The following is a 21774-nucleotide window of genomic DNA, read 5'->3' on the forward strand; positions in this document are numbered from 1 at the left end:
CCGTCACACATGCTGGCCGCCATTGATATGCAACTCGGCGCCCGTCACATAGGACGAGGCTTCCGTGCACAGGAAATAGATGGCCTTGGCCACCTCTTCCGGCGTGCCGAGCCGGCGCATGGGCAGCGTCTCGACAATCTTGTCCGTGCCGGGGGAAAGGATCGAGGTGTCGATCTCGCCCGGCGAGATGGCGTTGACGCGCACATCCATCGGGCCGAAATCCGCCGCCATCTCGCGCGTCAGCGAGGCAAGCGCCGCCTTGGACGTGGCATAGGCTGCCCCGGCAAACGGGTGGACCCGGCTCCCGGCGATCGAGGTGACATTGACCACCGCGCCCTTGGTTGCATGCAGCTGTTCCTTCAGGCCGCGCGCCAGCATGATCGGCGCGAAGAAATTCACCTGAAAGACCTTCTGCCAGTCGGTCAGGGCAGTATCGATCGAAGACAGGCGCGCGCCTCCATCGCCCTTGGGTGAAATGCCGGCATTGTTGACAAGGGCATGCAGCTTGCCCTCCGGCAGGCGGCTCTTGATCTCCTCGATGGCGCGCAGGGTATCCTGCGGATCGGCAAGATCGACCTGGACATGATCATCCTGGCCGCCTTCCCACGGGCAATTCTCGGGAAAGGGCTGCCGGGAACAGGCGATAACGCGCCAGCCGGCCGAGCCGAATCGCTTCACGGTGGCATGACCGATCCCGCGCGAGGCGCCGGTAAGCACGAGTATCCGGCGTTCGCCGGAAGAATTGCTGCGCTGGCTTTCCATGATCGCGACTCCAGGGATGTGGGACTGACGCCGGAAGGGGCAATGCGGACGGGGCAAGTCGGCGGGGAGTGATCCCCGAATTCCGGCACGAGTCCTAGCGCATTTTCCAATCGGTCAGAAACAGGGTGATAGACGAAAAGACGGCGGAGAACGAGGATTGCAGAAGTCTTCGCCGTCCGGAATTCACGGGTAGAGATGCTCGGTCCGGAACGGCGCATCCGGCCCGTCCCGTCGGAAGACCAGCCGGTCATGCAGGCGGAACGGCTTGTCCTGCCAGAACTCGATATAGGCGGGAACCAGGCGGAACCCTGTCCAGTGCGGCGGACGCGGCACATCGCCAAGGCCGAATCGCGCGGCTTCCCGCGCCACGGCCTTCTCGAGGGCGAAGCGGCTTTCCAGCGGCCGCGATTGCTGCGAGGCCCAGGCGCCGATCCGGCTGTCCCGGGGGCGCGAGGCGAAATAGGCATCGGCCTCGGCCTCGCTGACGCGCTCGAGCGCACCGCGGAACCGCACCTGCCGGCGCAGGCTCTTCCAGTGGAACACCACGGCTGCCTGGGCATTGGCGGTGATTTCCTGGCCCTTCTGGCTCTGCGTGTTGGTGTAGAAGACCACGCCCGCCGGATCGATCCCCTTCATCAGGACCATCCGGACATTCGGCAGGCCATCCGCATCCGCCGTGGCCAGAGCCATGGCGTTCGGATCATTCGGCTCGCTGGCGCGGGCCTCGCCAAACCACGATTCGAACAGCCGAAACGGGTCCGGCATTTCTGGGGACTCACCGGTCATTAACGCTTCCGTTCTTTAATAGCGTTTGTGTATCTCTGGGGTCGCGTCGTGCTGCGTTGCACAAAATTCCAAACAGGCAGGAGCATCATCCCTAGCCTCTTGCGCGCCGGAAGCAACCGGCCTGCCGCCTTTGGATATAGGGTGGTCACGGCTTTCTGCAACGCACGTGCCGCCGTCCTTGCGCTTGTTCTCGCCTCCGGGTTGCCATTCGCGCTGGGTGGATGCAGCCTGACGATGCATCTCGCCTCCCTGCAGGAGGACCCCGAGAGTACCGCCTCCATCACCCGTCCTGTCTCGCCGCTTGACCCCTCGCTCGACGAGGAGGATTGGCGCCGGGCCCAGGCCGCCCTGTCGCTCGCGGTCGATCCACAGGGTTCCGGCCAGCCGGTCAACTGGGACAACCCTGCCAGCAAGCGCAAGGGCACATTCGTGGCATCCGGCAACCTCGTGCTGGTCGACAACACGATCTGCCGGCCCTTCACGGCCACGATCCAGCAGGCGGGCATCACGTCCCGCGAGATCCGCCACCAGGGCCAGGCCTGCCGGATCGGGCCGGGCGAATGGGCGTTGCGGCAGGTCCAGCCGGCCGGCGCCGAGACCACCGCCTCGTCCCGAATCGGCGCCCCCGCCGCCGCTGCGGCTGCGGCCGAGCGCAACCAGCCCTTCCCGGCCCCTTCCACCTCCATGCTGGAGGAGGCGGGCGGCACCGTCCGGCGGCCCTGAGGCGAAAAACGTGACTGTTGCAAAAATGCTGCGCCATGCCCATCTCCATGGCGTATGGGCTGTTCCCCCGGCCCGATGACCGACCCGCCGGGCCCTGGCAGAGCTGAGGACATGATGCGCGATCCGTATACCGTTCTGGGAGTGAAGCGGGACGCTGGCGCCGAGGACATCAAGCGCGCCTTCCGCCGTCTCGCCAAGACCCATCATCCCGATCACAACAAGGACGATCCGAAAGCCAAGGAGCGTTTCGCCGAGGTCAATGCCGCCTACGAGATCCTGGGCGATGCCGTCAAGAAACGTGCCTTTGACCGCGGCGAGATCGATGCCGAGGGTCGCCCGAGGGCCGGTGCCGGCATGGGCTTCGACCCCGCCGGCGGTGCAGGGGGGCCGGGTGGCTTCCGGTTCGATTTCGGTTCGGGGGGTGGCCGTGCCGACCCGCGCGACATGTTTTCCGATCTCTTCCGCCAGTTCGAGACGCCGGGCCGCGATGAACCGCGCGCGAGCCGCGCATCGCCCATCCCGGCGGGCGAGGATATCGAACTCGAGGCTGCCATCGCGCTGGAGGATGTGGTCGCCGGCGGTTCGCGCAGGATCACCCTTCCGGATGGCCGCGCGGTCGAGGTGAACATTCCCCGGGGCGCGGCCAACGGCGCCACGTTGCGGCTGCGCGGGCAGGGCTATCCCTCGCCGTTCGGCGGGCCGAATGGCGATGTGCGCGTCACCTTGCGCTATCAGCGCCATCCCCGCTTCATGGTGGACGGGCAGGATCTCCGCCTCTCGGTGGCGGTCCCGATCCGGGAGGCCGTGCTCGGCGGGACCATCCGCGTGCCCACATTGCAGGGCGAGGTCGAGGTTACCGTCCCGGCCTGGACGAGCGGCGGAAAGACCCTGCGCCTGCGCGGCAAGGGCCTGCCTGGCAAGGACAGTGCCGGGGATCTCTTGGTCTCGCTCGATATCGATCTCGGCCCGCCCGATCCCGAGATGGAAGGGTTTTTCCGCCGCCGGCGGGCCTGAAAGCCGGTGCAGGGCCGGCTGCCAAGGCTTGAACCTTCGCCGGAACCGGGTATGGAAGGCAGAAAGCCGGGCTGCTTCGCGTTGCGCGGCATCTTTCGTATGAGACCGAGGATCGAGGACGGATGACCACGACGCAGGATGCAAACCCGATCAGCGGTGTGATGCGCGGCAAGCGCGGCCTCATCATGGGCGTTGCCAACAAGATGTCGATCGCCTGGGGCATTGCCAAGGCGGCACATGCCGCCGGCGCGGAACTGGCCTTCACCTATCAGGGCGATGCGCTGAAGAAGCGCGTCGAGCCGCTGGCCGCCGAACTTGGTGCCCTCGTCGTCGGCCATTGTGATGTCACCGACAGCGCCACCATCGATACGGTCTTCGCCGAGGTCGAGAAGGCCTGGGGCAAGCTGGATTTCGTGGTCCACGCCATCGCTTTCTCCGACAAGGACGAGTTGACCGGCCGCTATGTCGAGACGTCTGAAGCCAATTTCTCTCGCACGATGCTGATCTCCTGCTACTCGCTGACGGCAGTGGCCCAGCGGGCGGAAAAGCTGATGACGGATGGCGGCTCCATCCTCACGCTGACCTATTACGGCGCCGAAAAATGGATGCCGCATTACAACGTGATGGGCGTGGCCAAGGCCGCACTCGAAGCCTCGGTGCGCTATCTCGCGGCCGATCTCGGCCCCAAGGCGATCCGCGTCAACGCCATCTCCGCCGGCCCGATCAAGACGCTCGCGGCTTCCGGGATCGGCGATTTCCGCTACATCCTGAAATGGAATGAATACAACGCGCCGCTGCGCCGGACCGTGACGGCCGAGGAAGTCGGCCAGAGCGCGGTCTATTTCCTGTCGGACATGTCGCGCGGGGTGACCGGCGAGGTCAGCCACGTGGATGCAGGCTATCACATTGTTGGCATGAAAAACCCGGATGCTCCGGATCTCTCGCTCGACAAGGATTGAGGGAAGCCATCATGCCGGCCACCATCGACAAGCGCCTTGTTTCCGCACGGTACCTTGCCGGGGTTGTCGCAGCCGGCCTCCTGTTCGCGCCGGCAACGGCCTCGGCCCAGGCCGTCAGCCCCCAGGTGCCCGGCCTCCAGCCGCTCTCGCAGACCGCCCCGGCCAACCAGCCGAAGCCCGAGCCAAAAATCGTGAAGACGGAAGTCGAGCGGAAAGGCCGCATCGGCCGCGAGGTCTTCATCAGCACCTACCTGACGTTATCGCGTGAATGCAAGGTCGGCCCGAACCCGCGCCTCGACACGACGGAAGCGCCGAAGAACGGCAAGCTCTACACCCGGCCGAACGCGATCAACCTGCGGGCCGTGCCCGGTGCGCCGCGCACCAACTGCATCGGCACCTCGCCTTACGGACTGGGCGTGTTCTATCGCCCGGAACGGCGGTTCAAGGGCGAGGAGACCTTCCAGTTCAGAATCGTCTATCCCGATGGTGATATTCGCGAGATTTCCGCGAAGGTGATCGTCGAGTAGGGCGATGACAACGATCTATTTCGTGCGCCATGGCGAGACCGACTGGAATCGCGAGGGGCGGCTGCAGGGCAGGACCGATACCGATCTCAATTCCCGCGGGCGTTCGCAGGCGAGGGCTGTGGCGGAAACCCTTCGCCTCGCGGTCGAGGCAGATTTCGGCGCCGGCGCCCTGAAGGATCTGCCGGTTTACGCCAGTCCGCTGAAGCGGACGCGGCAGACTGCCGATCTCCTGCTGGAAGCGCTCGCCAGGCCGGATCTCGCCTACGGGCTTGATCCCCGTCTGGCTGAGATCGGCTTTGGCCATTGGGAAGGCAAGACCTGGCCAGAAATCCGCGTGAGAGATCCGATCAATCACCGCGACCGCAACAAGGATCGCTGGCGTTTCGCCCCGCCGGGCGGTGAGAGCTATGCCGGCGTCGCGGAGCGCGTCGGCGGGTTTCTCGCGGAATCGGAGCGGCCCTGCTGCATTGTCTCGCATGGCGGGATCGCCCGGGTCATGATGTATCTCCTCGCCGATCTGCCGGCCGAGCAGGTGCTCCATGCCGATATCTGGCAGGGGCGCGTGCTTCGTTTCGCCGCAGGGCGGATGGCCTGGCTTCCGCATACGGGCCACGCCTGAATCCTCGTTCAGCCCCAATTCAGTTGCAGGGGAAGATACGCAGGGCCGATTGGTAGGACATGTCGGTGCCCGGCAGAGGCAGGGCAGTCGCGCCGGAGTGCATCCGGATTGACTAATGCTGTCGATCCGGCTGTGTTTCTGCCGCCTGAAGAAAATGCCCGGAAGGGCCAGCGGGGGATGGACGATGATCGCGGAAGCTTCGCGGCTTGCGGAAGCCGAGCACCATGCGGTGCTGCACGGCATGCGCGATGCCAGCCTTCTCCGTCCCGAAACACTGGCGGATCTGTTCCGGGCCAGCGCAGCCCGAGAGGGCGCGCGCATTCTCTACCGTTCCGGCGACCGCACGGTCTCCTGGGCTGAGGCAGAAGCCCTGACCGACCGTGCCGCCTCGCGCCTTGCCGCATCCGGTGCCGTTCCCGGCGCGGTAATCGGCCTCTGGATGCCGCGCGGCATCGACTTGCTTCTCGCGCAGGTCGCGATTGCCAAGAGCGGCGCCGCCTTCCTGCCTTTTGATGCGGATGCTCCGGTTGACCGGATCGCCACCTGCCTTGCCGATGCATCCGGCATTGCCTTGATTACCGACGAAGTCGGACTGACGAAAGCCCGTGAGATTACGCAGCCGCTGCTTTCGGCTGCGGCGCTGCTTTCGGAAGGCGACCTGCCGGACGCGCCGGTTGCTGCCGCCTCGCCGGCCGACCCGGCCTATCTGATCTACACCTCCGGCTCGACAGGCGTGCCCAAGGGCATCGTGATCAGCCAGCAGAATATCTGCCATTTCCTGCGCTCGGCGAATGCCGTCTACGGCATCACGCGCGATGACATCGTCTTCCAGAGCGCCTCCGTCGCTTTCGATCTCTCCATGGAAGAGATCTGGGTGCCATATCTTGCCGGCGCGACCCTTGTCGTCGCCACGCCGGAGACCATGGCCGATATCGAGAGGCTGCCGCAGCTGCTCGACCAGGAAGGCGTGACCGTCATCGATACGGTGCCGACCCTGCTCTCCGTCATTCCGAAGGACATTCCCGGCCTCCGCCTTATCCTGCTCGGCGGCGAGGCGCTGCCGCCGGCCCTGGTCGAACGCTGGTCCCGCCCGGGCCGCCGGATCCTCAATACCTACGGTCCGACCGAGGCCACCGTTGTCGCCACGGTGGACGAGGTGATGCCCGGCCGCCCGGTCACGATCGGGAAGCCGATCCCCAATTACACCTGCTACATCGTCGACGAGACGCTGGCCCTCTGTCCGCCGGGCCGCGAGGGCGAGCTGCTGATCGGCGGGCCGGGCGTGGCGCAGGGCTATCTCGCCCGGCCGGAACTGACAGCCGAGAAATTCATCGCCAACCCGTTCGATGCCGACGGGCCGGACCCGATCCTCTACCGCTCCGGTGATGCCGTCAGCCTCAACGCCGAGGGGAACATCGTCTTCCATGGCCGCATCGACGACCAGGTGAAGATCCGCGGCTTCCGCGTCGAACTTGGCGAGATCGAGAACGCGCTGGTCGATTGCGATGATATCGCCCAGGCTGCCGTCGTGGTGCGCAGCGATAGCGGCATGGACCGCCTCGTCGCCTTTGTCGTGCCCGAGGCCGAGAGCATCGTCGTCCCGACCACATTGCGCGAGGAACTCCGCCGCCGCCTGCCGGCCTACATGATCCCGGAACGGTTCGAGCCGGTGGAAAGCCTGCCGCGCCTGATTTCCGGCAAGACTGACCGCAAGGCGCTGAAGGCGATGACGCTTTCGGAGCAGATCGTGGCCGCGAATGACGAGGAGCCGCCGCGCACCGAGACCGAGGCCCTGCTGCTGACGGCAGCCCGCAAGGTGCTGCCGGGCCGCGCCATCACCTTCGAGGCGGATTTCTTCCTTGATCTCGGCGGCCACTCGTTGATCGCCGCGCAGTTTATCTCGATTGTGCGCGAGACGCCGGCCTTTGCCGGCATCACGCTGCAGGACATCTACCAGCTGCGCACCCTGCGCAAGATCGCCGCGATGCTGGACGAGCGCTTCGGCGCCATGCTCTCTGCGCCGCCGCCCGACCTGTCCTTCGTGCCGCCGAGCCGGATGAAGCGCTTCGCCTGCGGTGTCGCCCAGGCCCTGGCCATGCCGGTCATCCTCTCGGTCTCGACGCTGCAATGGCTCGGGGTGTTCATCACCTTCATGTTCATCAGCGAGCGCGACCTTTCCTTCGGGATGACGGTGGCCGTGCTCTGCTCGGCCTATATGTGCATCAAGTTCGGTACGCTGGCGCTGGTTGTTGCGCTGAAATGGCTGGTCCTCGGCCGGACGCGCCCCGGCCGCTACCCGCTCTGGGGCGCATATTTCTACCGCTGGTGGTTCGTGCAGCGCCTCAATGCGCTGGTCCATCCGAGCTATCTCGCCAATTCGCCGATCATGCGGCTCTATCTGCGGCTGATGGGTGCGAAGATCGGTTCCGGCGTGCTGATCGCGCATGCCGAATTCGGTGCCGCCGACCTCGTGACGATCGGCGCCGGCGCCTCGATCGGGCACAAGGCCAATGTCGCCAATGCCGAGATCGTTGCGGGCGAACTGATCATCGGCCGGGTCGAGATCGGCCGTGATGCCTATATCGGCAACCAGTCGATCATTCCCGCCGGCTGCGTCATCGGCGCGGATGCCCGGATCGAGGACATGACGGCGCTTGCGGAAAACGCCCGGATCGGCAATGCCGAGATCTGGGACGGATCACCCGCGCGGAAAATCGGCATGGTGGATCTGGCGGCATTGCCGCCGAAATCCTTGCCGGGCCGGCTCTGGGCGCATGTCCAGTACTGGGTCTATGGCACGCTGATCCTGGCCTTCTCGGCAATCGGCCTGATCCCGCTCTTCCCGGCCTTTTTCGTCTTCGATACGGTTGAAACCCTGCTGGTGGACTCGCTCCCCGGTGTCGAATGGTATCATGTGCTGCCCTTCGTTGCCTGGCTGATGGGCGCGGCGCTCGTCCTCTTCACACTGGCCTTCGTCATCGCCATCCGCTGGATCCTGCTGCCGCGCCGGCTGCAGGAGGGCACGCATTCGATCCATTCCTTCTTCTATCTCCGGCAATGGATGGTGAACCTCGCCACCGAGGTCTCGCTCGACACGCTCTCTTCGCTCTACGCGACGATCTATATGCGCAACTGGTATCGCCTGATGGGTGCGCGGATCGGCAAGGGCGCGGAAATCTCGACCAATATCGGTGCCCGCTACGATCTGATCTCGATCGGTGAGGGGTCTTTCATGGCCGATGAATGCGTGCTTGGCGACGAGGACAACCATCGCGGCTGGGTCACCTTCCGCAAGACGGTGATTGAGGACCGTGTCTTTGTCGGCAACAATGCCGTGATTGCCCATGGTTCGCATCTGAAGGAAGGCGCGCTGATCGGCGTGAAATCCCGGGCGCCGGAATCCGGCCTGGCGGAAAAGGAAGAGACCTGGTTCGGCTCCCCGCCGATCAAGTTTCCGGTCCGCCAGAAATTCGGCGATATCGCCGCCAACTGGACCTACGAGCCGCCCTTGCGCATGAAGCTCTGGCGGGCGGTTTTCGAGGCCATGCACACCACCTTCCCGACGATGCTGTTCCTGACGCTCGGCTCGATTGCGGTCTATTTCTTCATCGACCCCGCCTATGAGCGCGTGGCCTATGCGGCGGCGCTCGGCTGGTTCGTGGTGGCCAGCCTTGTCATGCCGATCATCATGGTCCTCTGTGTCTGCGCCATCAAATGGCTGCTGATGGGCGTCTACAAGCCGGTGGCCAAGCCGATGTGGTCCTGGTGGGCCATGAAGACCGAGGCTGTCGCCGTGCTCTATTGGGGCCTTGGCGGCAAGGTCCTGCTCGAGCACCTCCGTGGAACGCCCTTCCTGCCGATGTTCCTCCGTCTCTTCGGCGCGAAGATCGGCGAGGGCGTGTATATGGACACGACCGACATCACCGAATTCGACTGCGTCAAGGTCGGCAACCATGTAGCCATGAACGATCTCTCCTGCCTCCAGACGCATCTCTACGAGGACCGCGTGATGAAGGTCGGCCGGGTCGAGATTGGCGACGGCGTGACAATCGGCTCCTTCGCCACGGTGCTCTACGATACCCGTGTCGGCGATTATGCCCGCCTCAACCCGCTGACGCTGGTGATGAAGGGCGAGCAGATCCCCGCCAGCACGGTATGGGGCGGCGCGCCTGCAGTTCCGGTGGCCAGCACGCATTGATCCTTGCAGCAAGGTGGAGGCCGGCGATCGTGAGGCGATTGCGCAACTATGGCCATTCGCGCTAGATCGCGCGCATGTCGCATAATTCCTTCGGTCATCTCTTCCGCTTCACAACCTTCGGCGAGAGCCACGGCCCGGCCATCGGCTGTGTGGTCGATGGCTGCCCGCCCATGATCCCGCTCGTTGAGGCCGATATCCAGGCCGATCTCGATCGCCGCCGCCCGGGCCAGAGCCGCTACACGACCCAGCGGCAGGAGCCGGACGAGGTGAAGATCCTTTCCGGCGTCTATACCGAGTCGGACGGCATCCAGCGCACGACCGGCACCTCGATCGGCCTGCTCATCCAGAATGTCGACCAGCGATCGAAGGATTATTCAGCCATTGCCTCGGCCTATCGCCCGGGCCATGCCGATTTCACCTATGACGCGAAATATGGCATCCGCGATCCGCGCGGCGGCGGGCGTTCCTCCGCGCGCGAGACGGCGATGCGCGTGGCGGCGGGAGCCATTGCCCGCAAGATCGTGCCGGGCATGCGCGTGCGCGGTGCCCTTGTCCAGATGGGGCCGCACGCCATCGACCGCGGCCGCTGGAACTGGGATGAGGTCGGAAACAACCCGTTCTTCTGCCCGGATGCCGAAATGGCTGCCTTCTACGCCAGCTATCTCGATGGTATCCGGAAGAGTGGCTCCTCCGTCGGTGCAGTGCTGGAAATCGTGGCCGAGGGCGTGCCGGCGGGTCTCGGCGCGCCGATCTACGGCAAGCTCGACGCCGATCTCGCCTCGGCCATGATTTCGATCAACGCCGTCAAGGGCGTCGAGATCGGCGCTGGCTTCGGCGCGGCAGAACTGACCGGCGAGGAGAATGCCGACACGATGCGGATCGGCAATGATGGCAGGCCGGTTTTCATGGCCAATCATGCCGGCGGCATTCTCGGCGGCATCTCCACCGGCCAGCCCATCGTTGTCCGCTTCGCGGTGAAGCCGACCTCCTCCATTCTCACCCCGCGCGAGACGGTGGATCGCTTCGGCAACGAGACGGAGATCCTGACCAAGGGGCGGCATGATCCCTGTGTGGGCATCCGCGCGGTACCGGTCGGTGAGGCGATGATGGCCATCGTGCTGGCCGATCATTATCTCCGCCATCGCGGCCAGGTGGGCTGAGCGCTCCTGGCTGGCGACCGGCTTTGCTGGGCGAAGCGATCCTGCCTCCCTTGTTGCCGGGATCTTGAGGCGCAGGAATTTTATCTGAAATAAAATTCCTGCGATTTCGTGATCAATTTCATTGACGCCTTCGCTTTGAAGGGCCACATCACGGCCATGAAACTTGCGGAATGGCTGAAACGGACCGGGACAAAGCGCATCGACTTCGCCGCGCGCATCGGCGTGTCGCCGGCAACCATTACCCAGCTCTGCCGCGAGAATGCGCCCTGGATTTCCCGCGAGACGGCCGAGGCCATCGCCCGCGAGACCGGCGGTACGGTAACGCCCAATGATTTTCTCGGCCTCGCGCCCAATTCGAGAGGATTTCCCATGCAGGACACGACCCAGCGGATCGAGGAGGCCATCGCGGCCTATGCCCGCGGCGAAATCGTCGTCGTCACGGATGATGATGACCGCGAAGGCGAGGGCGATCTCATCGTCGCCGCCTCGCTCTGCACGGCGGAGAAGATGGCCTTCATCGTCCGCCACACCTCCGGCATCGTCTGCGCGCCGATTACCGTGGCCGAGGCACGCCGCCTCCGGCTGGACCCGATGGTCGCGGTGAATGACAGCGCGCATACGACAGCCTTCACCGTCTCGATCGATTACCGGGAGGGGCTGACCACTGGCATTTCCGCCGACGAGCGCACCGCCACCGTGCGCGCACTGACCAATGGCAATGTCCAGGCGAATGATTTCGTCCGTCCCGGCCATATCTTCCCGCTGATCGCCCGGGATGGTGGCGTGCTGATGCGCTCCGGCCATACCGAGGCCGCGGTCGATCTCTGCCGGCTGGCCGGCCTGCCGCCGGTCGGTGTGATTTCCGAACTTGTCAACGATGACGGCACGGTCACCAAAGGAAAGCAGGTGACCGATTTCGCCGAAAAGCATGGCCTGCGGATTCTCACCATCGCCGATCTGATCGCCTACCGGCAGGCCCGCGAGAAACTGATCGACCGGGTCGCCACCTTCCCGGTGGAAACCTCGATCGGGCGTCTCACCGGCTATGCGTTCTCGACGCCCTTCGACGAGGTGCAGCATCTCGCGCTGGTCCATGGCCAGATCGGCGATGGCCGCAATGTGCTGACGCGCCTGCACCGCGCCAATGCGCTGACGGATGTGTTCGGCGGCGGAAAGACGATCGAGAAGGCCCTCCAGACCTTCAAGGCCGAGGGGCGCGGCGTGCTGGTCTATCTGCGGGACGGCACCGCCGGGGTGCCATCGGCCGGATTCGAGGCGCCCGCCAGTTCCGATGCGCTGCGCCAGAAGGCGTGGCGTGAGGTCGGGCTCGGCGCGCAGATCCTGCGGGATCTCGGCGTGTCGTCGATCCGCAACCTCTCGACCAGCGGCAGCCGCGCCTTTGTCGGCCTTGCGGCCTTCGGCATCGAGATCGAGAAGACCGAGCCGCTCTGACCGGGCGCTTTCAGGCGCCCATCAGGGTCTCGACATGGGCAGCGACAGAGGTGGAAAGCCCTTCGAGATCATAGCCGCCTTCCAGCAGGCTGACGATGCGGCCACCGCAGAGGCTCCCGGCGAGAGCCATCAGCTCGGCCGTGGCCCAGGCGAAATCGGTTGCCTCCAGCCGGAGATTGGCGAGTGGGTCGCGCCGATGCGCGTCGAACCCGGCCGAGATCAGGATCAGGTCCGGCCGATGCGCCCGGATCCGTGGGAAGACGGCATTGCGGTAGGCCTCGCGAAAGACCGCGCCGTCATCGCCGGCCCGCAACGGCACATTGACGATCATGTCATTCTCGCCGCGTTCGCTTGCCGCGCCCGTGCCCGGGTAGAGCGGCATCTCGTGGCTCGAGATGAACATCACGTCGCGGTCGGCCCAGAAGATATCCTGCGTGCCATTGCCGTGATGCACATCCCAGTCGACGATGACCACCCGTTCCGCGCCCTGTTTCTGGGCGATCCGCGCCGCCACGGCGATTGTGTTGAACAGGCAGAACCCCATCGCCGTCTCGCGTTCGGCATGGTGGCCGGGCGGCCGCGCCGCGACGAAGGCGTTGTTCACCTCGCCGCCCATCACCGCCGTGACCGCGCGCTCGGCGGAACCCATCGCGGCGAGCACCGCCGGCAACGATCCCGGTGACATCGAGGTGTCGCCGTCGAGATAGGCGAAGCCTGCCTGCGGAGAAAAGCCTGCAATATCCTCGACATAGCCAGCAGGGTGAACCAGCTCTGCAAGTCCGATCCGGCCGGTCGCCGCGCCTTCGCGCACCAGATCCGCGAATCGCGGCTCCGCCAGCGCCTCCTCGACGGCGCGCAGCCGGTCAGGGCGCTCGGGATGGCCAGCCGGCATGGCATGACCGAGAAAGACGGGGTCTGAGATCAGCAGCGTGGACAAGGAGCAGCTCGGTTCTGGCGAAGGAGGGTTCAGGCTGTGCGATAGCGCACGTCCGGGTCAAGAAAAATCAAGGCTTGGAAGCAGTGTGTCTTTGCAGCACTATGCCGCTGATTCACATGCCATTAAGCAAACCGCAACCTTCCCTTGCTTTAGTTCGGCCATGCACACGGATTTTTATCGATTCCTCCGCCCCATCGTCGCCCTCGGCCTTTGCCTGATGGCTGCGGCCTGCACGCAGTATTCGTCCTTCCCGGACCCGACCCTGTCGGCACGGGATGTGCAATTGCTCGCGCTGGCGCCGCAATCCCTCAATCGGGATCTTGATCCCAGGCGGGCCCGCTTCCGCATGCCGAACCCGACGAACGAGAAGGTTCCCGGTACGGTCGTTGTCGATTCGGATGCGCGCTTCCTCTATTATATCGAGGAAGGTGGCACGGCCCTCCGCTACGAGATCTCGCCGGGGATGGAAGCCCATCAATGGTCGGGCGTGGCCTATGTCGGCCGCAAGGTCGAATGGCCGTCCTGGACACCGGGCAATACCGCCCGCCAGATGGTGCCCTCGCTGCCGGCCACGGTGTCGGGTGGCCCGAACAATCCGCTCGGCGCCCGCGGCATCTACCTGCATGACGAGCGCGGCCGCGACACGGAATACCGCATCCATGGCACGAACGAGCCGGAAATGATCGGCATGCCGGTCTCGCTGGGCTGTATCCGGATGCACAACATCGATGCGATCGACCTCTACAACCGCATCAAGGTCGGCGCGAAGGTCGTCGTCCGCTGAGCCGGGGCATTCCTGCAGACATCACAAAGGCGGCCTTGCGGGCCGCCTTTTTTGTTTTCGGTGCGGTAAAGCGCTTCGCTGGGGGGGCCGGGAAGGCCTCTGGAGGTCGGGGAGGGCGGTGCCTTAGAGCGCCGTATGATCCGGCAGCATCTCGGCCTGACGCAGGGTGGCGAGGCGCTTGCGCTGTTCGGCGATCCGGCGGGTTGCCGCGGCCAGGGCCGGCAATGCGATGGCCCGGTAGTTCCGGGACACATGGTCGCGCGAGGCAAGCCGTTCGCGCGTCACATGAATTTCTTCCGCATTCCGGACGGCTTCGGCAAGAATGGAGGCTCGATCGATCGAGGCCGGAATCATTGTCATCCCCTTGGTTGCATCGTCAGCCTTGATTGGCTGCTCTGACGGGGGATATGGCGGCTCATTCTGGGGGCCGTTTGACCAAAAAGCGGAGAAATCGCGGCAAACGGTTTCCGGGACGATCAGCGCTGCGTGCTGCCCTGGCCATCCGGTCCGGGTTGCTCGAGCGCCCGGATCGTGTCGCGCCAGCGGGTGATCACCTGGTCGAGCAATTCAAGATCGCGCGGCGACAGTTTCCCCACCGTCTCGTTGACGAAGAGCTGCTGTGCCTCCATGCCGGCCTGCGCGACCTTCCGGCCGGATTCGGTCAGATGTAGCGCGTAGGAGCGGCGGTCCCCCGGGATGGCGCGCCGATCGACCATGCCCGCCTCGACCAGCCGGTCGACAAGGCCCGACACATTGCCCTTGGTGACGTAGAGGCGCTCGGCAAGATCACGCTGCGTGATGCCCTCGGCTTCGGTCAGGGTGGAGAGCAGGTCGAACTGGGCAACCGAGAGACCCAGCAGGCGCAGGCGCTGGGCGATAGCGCCATGGCCGCGCTGGTGCAGACGGAGAAACCGGAACCAGATCCGGGCGGGGGTGACAGGCTGGCGATCGGTCATCGTTCATTCCATGCGCGGCGTCCGCCCCGGCACCGGGGCGCAAACCGCTGGGATCTTTTCATTCCCTGTGCCCCATGCCATAAACACGCCGCTTGTTGCAAATCGGTTACCTCGCCGGTTCTGACACAATCGCTTCCGGTTGCCCGGATGAATGACGGAATCCGCTTATGCATGTTCCCACGATCCAGCGGACCGCCGAGCCGTCTCCCTGGGGGCCGGCACAATCTTCTCCGGGGGAACAGTCTGATTCGCTCGACGCTGTCACCGCGCCGCTCGCCGGGCAGGTCGTCGCAGGAACGCTGCTGACCGTCATCACGCTCGGCATCTACCGTTTCTGGTACAAGACCGCCCTGCGCCGCTACTACTGGCGCAACACACGGCTGGCCGGCGACGGTTTTGAATATACCGGCACCGGGCGCGAGCTGTTCGTCGGCTTCCTGATCGCGCTGGCCATTGTCGTCCCGATCTATCTCGCCGGTACATTGGTCAGCCTATTCGGCGGGCAGGTTCTCGGGCCGACGCTCGCCGGCATCCTCGGCGTGCTGATCATGCCGGCTGTTGTCCAGATCCTGAGCTATCGCGCCCGCCGCTATCGGCTCACGCGCACGCGCTATCGCGGCGTCCAGTTCCACCAGTCCGGCAGCGGAACGGCCTATCTGCTCCGCACGATCGGGTGGCTGGTGCTGACCATGGTCACGCTTGGCATCGCCTTCCCGTTCTTTCGCAGGGCGCTGGAGCGCTACAAGATCGAGAATACCTGGTTCGGCTCGGCACAGGGCAGCTTCGAATCGGAAGCACGCCCGTTGCTGGGGGCCTGGATGGCGCTCTGGGTGATGGCGCTCGTTGTCATCGTTTTGTTCGGCGGGTTGGCGAGAACAGCCGATGAGGGCGACATCGGTGCCATTTTCGGTGTGTTGCTTGCCCTGATTCTGGCCTTCACCGTGCTGCCCTTCCTCTGGATCCGGTATCGCGTGCATGAATTCCGCACTTTCACCGCCGGAACACGCTTCGGCGTGATCACCTTCGCCTCGACCCTCACGACCGGCGCCGTCACCTGGATCTGGATCCGCTACTACCTCGCCCTGTTCGGGCTGATGCTGGCCTTCGGCGGGCTTATGGCCGTCACCGGCGGCCTGCCCGTCCTTGCCGCTGTGGCCAACCCGCTGGTGCTGCTCGGGCTCGCGCCTGTCCTTCTCATCGCTGCGGCGGGGTTCCTCGTCGCGCTCGCCCTCGTGACCGAGCTGGTCTTCCGCCGGCCGCTCTGGGCCCTGCGCGTCCGCTCGGTCACCGTCAACCGCCTCGATGCGCTGGACGCGGTGGTACAGCAGGCCGGCCTCAACGCCACCGGCATCGGCGAGGCGTTCGATACCGGCTTCGACGTGGCGGGCTGAGCCATGGACAGCCCCGGTCGCTATTTCGACGGCCAGCGCCCGGTTCCCCGATCGGTCACCGTCCGGCGGCTGGCTGCCGGCCTTGATATCCGGCCCGAGGATGACGGTCCGGCCATCATCTGGCCGCTCGGCGAGATCCGCCTCGAGCGTCACGGCGCGGAGGCGCATCTCCACCGCGTCACGGCCGATCGCGATACGGGCGAGCGGCTCACCCTGCCGCTGGCGGCTTTCGAGCTCATGATGGGTTCCGCCCTCGCTGCCCTGCCCAGCGGCCGGGCCGGTGAGGCCAGCAACCGCCGCATCCTTGTCTGGAGCGTGGCCGCCATTGCTTCGGTGGTCTTCCTCCTGCTGGTCGGTTTGCCGCTCTTCGCGCGGCTGGCCGTGCCGCTCGTGCCCTGGCGCTGGGAGGAGGCGATCGGCCGCAGCGTCGAGCCGCAGGTGGTGGAATTCCTCGCCGAGCGCTCGGGGCGGAGCATCCGCTTTTGCGGCCGCGACAATCCGGCCGGCCGCGCGGCTCTGGATGCCATGGTCTCCCGGCTGACTGCCGGAACAACCTTGCGCGGGCCACTTGTCGTGGATGTGGTCGATATCCCGCTCGTCAATGCCTTCGCCATGCCCGGCGGGCGGATCTACCTGTTCCGCCCCATTCTCGACATGGCCGAAGGGCCGGACGAGGTGGCCGGCGTTCTTGCCCATGAGATCGGCCATGTCCGCAACCGTGATTCGCTCCGCGCGATCATCCATGGCGGCGCGCTCTCGCTGGTCATCGGCCTCGTCATCGGCGATGTGACCGGCGGCTCGACCCTTGCCATCATGGGCAAGGTGCTCGCCGGGCAGGCCTATTCCCGCGAGAATGAATCCGAGGCCGACCGCGTCAGCGTCGAGCTGATGCGAAAGGCCGGCGCGGATCCGCGCGCGATCAACCTGTTCTTCCGCCGGATCAGCCCGTTCGGGCAGGCCAGCCGCTCGGTTACCGATCTGCTGGCGGCCCACCCGGTCACCGAGGACCGGATCGCCGAAGTGGAGCGGCTTGCAGCCGGAAGTGCCGGCCAGCCGCGCGGCCCCATTCTCGACACGGGCGAATGGCAGGCCCTGAAGTCGATCTGCGGCGCCGCCCGCAAACCGTGAGAACAGGCGATGCTCTTTGCGCTTCCGCCCCGGCCTGAATCGCGCCTCGCCCGCTGGGCCGAGCGCCTCGCTTGGGCGTCTGTGCCGGTCATCCTCGGCGCGATCCTGATTCTCCGCGCCCGGGCCCTGCCGGTCGAGATCGGCATGCTGGTTTTCCTCGGATCGGCAATTCTCGCGGCCGCGGCGCTGGCAGTCGCCATGGTGGCGGCCCTCGAGATCTGGCAGAAGGGGCGCGTGGGGCTTGCTCCCTTGGCCCGCGCCCTGCTGGTGGCCATGCTGGTTCTCGCCTGGCCGGGCTATCTCGCCTTTCAGGCTGTTCGCCTGCCCGTGCTGAACGACATCAGCACGAATATCGAGGACCCGCCGCTCTTCTCGCGCTCGCAGGCGGCTTTCACCGCCCGCGAGGGTCATATCCCGCCGTCGGTCGACCGCGCCCTGCGCGAACGCCAGCGTCGGGCCTATCCGCAGGTCCGCACACTGGTGCTGGACAACGAGCCAGCCGAGGCCTTCCAGCTCGTCCAGCGGGCGGTGAAGACGCTGAAATGGCGCGTCATCGAGGAGACACCGCCGGATGAGCGCCGGGGCATCGGCCGGCTCGATGCCGTGGCGGAAACTTTCCTGATGCGCTTCCGGGATGACATCACCATCCGCCTGCGCTGGACCGGCAGCCAGACGCGGATCGACATCCGTTCGGCTTCGCGCGTCGGCCGGCACGATTTCGGCGCCAATGCCAAGCGCATTCTCCGCCTCGTCGAGGAGATCAACAATCCCGAGGGGTGAGAACGCCCCGTGCCTTCCCGCCTAGGTCCGGCTGTAGAGCGCGTCCAGCGTCACCGGCCCATCCGCCATCACCAGCCCACGGACCGCGAGATCCTCGAGATGCGCGAAGGTGGAAAGCCCGGCTGCCCCGACAAGGCGCGGATCGAGGCCCTGGTAATTTGCGGCGACAAGCTGCGGTATCCGCGCGGGCCCGCGGCCCAGCACATCGAGAATCTGCATTTCCCGCTGCCGCCGATGGCTGAGCAACGCCCGCGTGAACCGCCGCGGATCCGCCACCGGGCCACCATGGCCGGGCCAGTAGGCGCGGTCATCCTCGCGGGCGAGCAGCTTGTCGAGGCTGGCGAGATAGGCCGACATGGCCCCGTCCGGCGGGGCGACAATCGAGGTTGACCACCCCATCACATGGTCGCCGGAAAACATCATGCCGGTGCCTTCCAGCGCGAAGGCGAGATGGTTGGCGGTGTGCCCCGGCGTCTCGATGACGGTGAAGGCATGGTCATCGCCTTCAACGCGATCGCCCTCGGCCAGCACCCGGTCAGGGGCATGGTCGAGATCGGCGCTGGCATCGAGCCGCGGCGCCTCGCTGTCGAGCGCCGTGCGGGAGGCCCTGTGCGGCGCACAGCCGAGGATGGCGGCGCCCGTCCGCTCTGCCAGCAGCCGCGCGCCCGGGGAATGGTCGCGATGGGTATGCGTGACGAGAATGCGGGCAATGCGTTCATTGCGGAGCGCGAGCAGCAGCGCCTCGATATGCGCGCCATCCTCCGGGCCAGGATCGATGACGCTGACCTCGCCAGTCCCCACCACATAGGTGCAGGTGCCCGTGAAGGTGAAAGGCCCGGGATTATTGGCGATGATCCGGCGGATGCCTTCGGCGACGGGCAGCAGGATGCCCGATTGGGCAGGGGGGGATCGATCGAAAGCGGGGTCCAAAGCCACGACTCCTTGGCAGGAAAACATGCGCCTCGGTGCATTTTACCTTTGGCTCGGAGTTGCTTATACGAGGGAAGCCGCGTTGGGAATCGTGAAGCCGACGGCAGCCTGTTCCGCCCGGAAGCCTGTTTCCGTTGCGGGCAGGGTGGCCACCAGCTTCGCCGCCCCGGAGCGGCGGCGTCATTCAGGTTGATAAGGAGATGCTTTATGCGTGTTGCTACCGCAACCCTGATCCAGCAGGCCCTCGGTTCCCGCGAGCGCAATATTCTGCGCGATGGCATGCTCGTGCTGGTCGGCACGATGCTGCTCGCCCTTTCGGCGAAAATCCAGATCCCGTTCCATCCGGTGCCGATGACCATGCAATCGCTGGTCGTGATGATGATCGGCGCGGCCTATGGCTGGAAGTTGGGCGGCCTCACCATCCTCGCCTATCTCGCGGAAGGTGCGCTCGGCCTGCCGGTCTTCGCCTCGGGCGCCGGTCTCGCCTACATGATGGGTCCGACCGGCGGCTATCTCGTCGGCTTCCTGCTCGCTGCCATGGCCACCGGCTATCTTGCCGAGCGGGGCTACACGCATTCGGTGGTCGGCGCGCTGGCGGTGCTCTCGCTGGGCCATGTGATCAACTTCGCGCCTGGTTACGCCTGGCTCGCCACGCTGATCGGCCCGGAACTCGCCTTCGCCAAGGGCGTCGCGCCCTTCGGCTATGCCACGCTGCTGAAGGTCGGCCTCGGGGCTGCCCTGCTGCCGGCGAGCTGGTGGGCCGTCCGCAGCTGGCGCAAGGGCTGAGGTCCTCTCAGGCTGCGAGGGGCACCATCGGCGTGATGCTGGCGGCATCCAGACCTGCCAGCCATTGATTGACAGGCTTGCCCCGGATCACCAGGTCCGGGGCTATTTCGTTCAGCGGCACCAGCACAAACGCCCGCTCGGTCATCGCCGGATGGGGGAGCGTCAGGGTGTCGGTGGCCAGCACGGCATCGCCATGCGCCAGCACGTCGATATCGATGATCCGCGGGCCCCAGCGTTCACGGCGGACGCGCCCGAGCTGGCGCTCGATTTCAAGTACCGCCGCCAGCAGCGCCGCTGGTGACAGGTTCGTTTCCACGCTCAGGGCTGCATTGGCAAACCAGTCCTGATCGGTCTTGCCCCAGGGCGGTGTGCGGTAGATCGAGGACTGCGCGAGGATCCGCGTCTGTGGAAGCTGCGCGATCGCTGTTGCAGCCTGGCGCAGATGCCCGACCTTGTCGCCGAGATTGCTGCCCAGCGCGAGATAGGCCATCACGCGGGACGCGTCCTCCGCCAGTTCAGTCACCACCATGTCAGGCACCCCGGACGCGGTGGATCGTCACCGAAAGCGTCTCGAGGATCGCCATGACCGCAGCATGCGGTTTCTCGACCGTCACCGCCACTTCGCGCAGCCGCGGAAAATTCGCCAGCAGGTCGCCGGCAATCGCCTCGGCCAGCGCCTCGATGATCTGGAAGCGCTGGCTGACGGCGATTTCCTGAACACGCGTTGCGATATCAGCATAGGAGACGGTCTGGTTGAGGTCGTCGCTGCGCCCGGCCGGGCCAAGATCAAGCCCGAGTTCGAGCGTCAGGTAGAAGCGCTGGCCGAGTCGCCCCTCTTCCTCGTACACGCCGTGATAGGCGAAAATGCCGATGCGGCTGAGGCGGATGACGTCGCCCCTGATGAGACCTGTGGTCATGCCCGGCTCCTTGGCGTGGCGGAAAGAGGGAAGGGCGGCCGGCTGTCCTGCGCGAGGGCCGCGAGAACGCGCAAGGCATCCCGGTGTGGCGCCACGTCATGGACGCGGAGAATATCGGCGCCGGCCAGCAGGCCATAGAAGCCTGCCGCCAGCGTGCCCGGCAGGCGTTCCGTCACCGGGCGGTCGGTCAGCAGGCCGAGGAAGGATTTCCGCGAGACGCCGAGCAGGACGGCATGACCGAATTCCGCCTTGATCGCGGGGATGCCCCGGATGGCCGCAAGATTTTGCTCGAGAGTCTTGCCGAAGCCGATGCCGGGATCGAGCACGATCCTTTCTCCCGGAATGCCCGCGCGGGAAGCAATGGCCAGCGACCGCGCGAAGAACGTCTTCATGTCCTCGACAATGTCGATGGCCGGGTCCTTCATGTCGCGGTTATGCATCAGGCAGAGCCCGGCGCCGGCTGCCTGCGCCACATCCGCCAGTGCCGGCTCCCGCTGCAGGCCCCAGACATCATTGGCGATGCGTGCGCCGGCCGCCAGCGCCTCCCGCGTTGTCCCGGCCTTGTAGCTGTCGATCGAGATGACCGGCAGGCCCGTATCGGCTGCCAAGGCGCGGATCACCGGCACGACACGGGAAATCTCTTCCTCCAGCCCGACGCCCGCCGCGCCAGGGCGGGTTGATTCGCCGCCGATATCGAGAATGTCGGCCCCCTCGGCCGCCAGCCGGCGTGCCTGCGCAATCGCCGCGGCATGCGTTTCGAACTGCCCGCCATCCGAGAAGGAATCCGGCGTCACATTGACAATGCCCATGAGCAGCGGGCCCGTTTCCGGCAAAGCCGGCCAGGGCGCCGCGAGCCGGACCGGAGCGGCGGTGGTCAGGGGCGGATCGATCATGGTGCTGGCCGGGGCCCTTGTCTCGCGGAACGGAATGCCGTGGCTCTTAGCGCTTCGCTCGAATCGTGACAA

Annotated in this window: 22 protein-coding genes; 13 read left to right on the plus strand and 9 right to left on the minus strand. The window is 65.8% G+C overall.

The window, feature by feature from the left end:
* Positions 1–3: 3 nt before the first annotated feature.
* Positions 4–762 (minus strand): SDR family NAD(P)-dependent oxidoreductase, encoded by a 759-nt coding sequence (locus P0652_RS08820; RefSeq protein WP_284178412.1) that lies wholly within the window; start codon positions 760–762, stop codon positions 4–6.
* Between the two features lie 183 nt (positions 763–945).
* Positions 946–1548, minus strand: coding sequence for a pyridoxamine 5'-phosphate oxidase (gene pdxH / locus P0652_RS08825; protein WP_284178413.1), 603 nt, complete (start codon positions 1546–1548; stop codon positions 946–948).
* Positions 1549–1689: 141 nt separating this feature from the next.
* On the opposite strand from pdxH, the gene P0652_RS08830 reads away from it, so the two are divergent.
* The 8 genes from P0652_RS08830 to ribB all read left to right on the plus strand — a co-directional run bounded on the left by P0652_RS08830 (position 1690) and on the right by ribB (position 12200).
* Positions 1690–2271, plus strand: a complete 582-nt coding sequence (locus P0652_RS08830) for an RT0821/Lpp0805 family surface protein (RefSeq protein ID WP_284178414.1) — start codon at positions 1690–1692, stop codon at positions 2269–2271.
* Positions 2272–2382: 111 nt separating this feature from the next.
* Positions 2383–3285 carry a DnaJ C-terminal domain-containing protein gene (locus tag P0652_RS08835; RefSeq protein WP_284178415.1) on the plus strand — a complete coding sequence of 301 codons (903 nt, stop codon included), beginning with the start codon at positions 2383–2385 and terminating at the stop codon, positions 3283–3285.
* Between the two features lie 122 nt (positions 3286–3407).
* Positions 3408–4244: an enoyl-ACP reductase FabI gene (gene fabI, locus P0652_RS08840; RefSeq protein WP_284178416.1), complete on the plus strand. Its 837-nt coding sequence runs from the start codon at positions 3408–3410 to the stop codon at positions 4242–4244.
* Positions 4245–4255: 11 nt separating this feature from the next.
* Positions 4256–4771 (plus strand): hypothetical protein, encoded by a 516-nt coding sequence (locus P0652_RS08845; RefSeq protein WP_284178417.1) that lies wholly within the window; start codon positions 4256–4258, stop codon positions 4769–4771.
* Positions 4772–4775: 4 nt separating this feature from the next.
* Positions 4776–5390 carry a histidine phosphatase family protein gene (locus tag P0652_RS08850; protein WP_284178418.1) on the plus strand — a complete coding sequence of 205 codons (615 nt, stop codon included), beginning with the start codon at positions 4776–4778 and terminating at the stop codon, positions 5388–5390.
* 184 nt (positions 5391–5574) lie between these two features.
* Positions 5575–9588, plus strand: coding sequence for a Pls/PosA family non-ribosomal peptide synthetase (locus tag P0652_RS08855; RefSeq protein ID WP_284178419.1), 4014 nt, complete (start codon positions 5575–5577; stop codon positions 9586–9588).
* 74 nt (positions 9589–9662) lie between these two features.
* Positions 9663–10748 (plus strand): chorismate synthase, encoded by a 1086-nt coding sequence (gene aroC, locus P0652_RS08860; RefSeq protein ID WP_284178420.1) that lies wholly within the window; start codon positions 9663–9665, stop codon positions 10746–10748.
* A gap of 156 nt (positions 10749–10904) precedes the next feature.
* Positions 10905–12200, plus strand: coding sequence for a 3,4-dihydroxy-2-butanone-4-phosphate synthase (gene ribB, locus P0652_RS08865; protein WP_284178584.1), 1296 nt, complete (start codon positions 10905–10907; stop codon positions 12198–12200).
* Between the two features lie 10 nt (positions 12201–12210).
* On the opposite strand, the gene P0652_RS08870 is transcribed toward ribB, so the two are convergent.
* Entirely contained in the window at positions 12211–13137 is a 927-nt protein-coding gene (locus P0652_RS08870; RefSeq protein WP_284178421.1) for a histone deacetylase family protein, read from the minus strand.
* Between the two features lie 160 nt (positions 13138–13297).
* Here P0652_RS08870 and P0652_RS08875 point away from each other — a divergent pair, with 160 nt between their 5' ends.
* Positions 13298–13921 carry a L,D-transpeptidase gene (locus P0652_RS08875; protein WP_284178422.1) on the plus strand — a complete coding sequence of 208 codons (624 nt, stop codon included), beginning with the start codon at positions 13298–13300 and terminating at the stop codon, positions 13919–13921.
* 123 nt (positions 13922–14044) lie between these two features.
* Here P0652_RS08875 and P0652_RS08880 read toward each other — a convergent pair whose 3' ends face one another.
* Both P0652_RS08880 and P0652_RS08885 read right to left on the minus strand, forming a co-directional pair.
* A complete protein-coding gene (locus tag P0652_RS08880; RefSeq protein ID WP_284178423.1) occupies positions 14045–14281 on the minus strand; it encodes a hypothetical protein in 237 nt (78 codons plus the stop codon).
* 116 nt (positions 14282–14397) lie between these two features.
* Positions 14398–14877, minus strand: coding sequence for a MarR family winged helix-turn-helix transcriptional regulator (locus P0652_RS08885; protein ID WP_284178424.1), 480 nt, complete (start codon positions 14875–14877; stop codon positions 14398–14400).
* 167 nt (positions 14878–15044) lie between these two features.
* Here P0652_RS08885 and P0652_RS08890 point away from each other — a divergent pair, with 167 nt between their 5' ends.
* Genes P0652_RS08890 through P0652_RS08900 form a run of 3 tightly spaced genes read left to right on the plus strand, consistent with a single transcriptional unit; the run spans position 15045 to position 18176 of the window.
* Positions 15045–16268, plus strand: coding sequence for a DUF898 family protein (locus P0652_RS08890; protein WP_284178425.1), 1224 nt, complete (start codon positions 15045–15047; stop codon positions 16266–16268).
* Positions 16269–16271: 3 nt separating this feature from the next.
* Positions 16272–17396 carry a M48 family metallopeptidase gene (locus tag P0652_RS08895; protein WP_284178426.1) on the plus strand — a complete coding sequence of 375 codons (1125 nt, stop codon included), beginning with the start codon at positions 16272–16274 and terminating at the stop codon, positions 17394–17396.
* 9 nt (positions 17397–17405) lie between these two features.
* The gene (locus P0652_RS08900) at positions 17406–18176 is read left to right on the plus strand and encodes a DUF1499 domain-containing protein (protein WP_284178427.1); all 771 of its coding nucleotides are present in this window, start codon (positions 17406–17408) and stop codon (positions 18174–18176) included.
* Between the two features lie 21 nt (positions 18177–18197).
* Here P0652_RS08900 and P0652_RS08905 read toward each other — a convergent pair whose 3' ends face one another.
* The gene (locus tag P0652_RS08905) at positions 18198–19112 is read right to left on the minus strand and encodes an MBL fold metallo-hydrolase (RefSeq protein WP_502947500.1); all 915 of its coding nucleotides are present in this window, start codon (positions 19110–19112) and stop codon (positions 18198–18200) included.
* 201 nt (positions 19113–19313) lie between these two features.
* On the opposite strand from P0652_RS08905, the gene P0652_RS08910 reads away from it, so the two are divergent.
* Complete coding sequence (locus tag P0652_RS08910) at positions 19314–19892, plus strand: biotin transporter BioY (protein ID WP_284178429.1); 579 nt, start codon at positions 19314–19316, stop codon at positions 19890–19892.
* A 7-nt stretch (positions 19893–19899) separates the two neighbouring features.
* Here the strand turns inward: P0652_RS08910 and folK are convergent, their stop codons facing one another.
* The 3 genes from folK to folP are packed head-to-tail and all read right to left on the minus strand — an operon-like array spanning position 19900 to position 21702.
* Complete coding sequence (folK, locus tag P0652_RS08915; protein ID WP_284178430.1) at positions 19900–20421, minus strand: 2-amino-4-hydroxy-6-hydroxymethyldihydropteridine diphosphokinase; 522 nt, start codon at positions 20419–20421, stop codon at positions 19900–19902.
* Between the two features lies 1 nt (position 20422).
* A complete protein-coding gene (gene folB, locus P0652_RS08920; RefSeq protein WP_284178431.1) occupies positions 20423–20809 on the minus strand; it encodes a dihydroneopterin aldolase in 387 nt (128 codons plus the stop codon).
* Positions 20806–21702: a dihydropteroate synthase gene (gene folP, locus P0652_RS08925; RefSeq protein WP_284178432.1), complete on the minus strand. Its 897-nt coding sequence runs from the start codon at positions 21700–21702 to the stop codon at positions 20806–20808. Before folP ends, folB begins: the two co-directional genes overlap by 4 nt.
* Positions 21703–21774: the final 72 nt, after the last annotated feature.

The organism is Rhabdaerophilum sp. SD176 (assembly GCF_030143245.1).
Lineage (GTDB): Bacteria > Pseudomonadota > Alphaproteobacteria > Rhizobiales > Beijerinckiaceae > Rhabdaerophilum.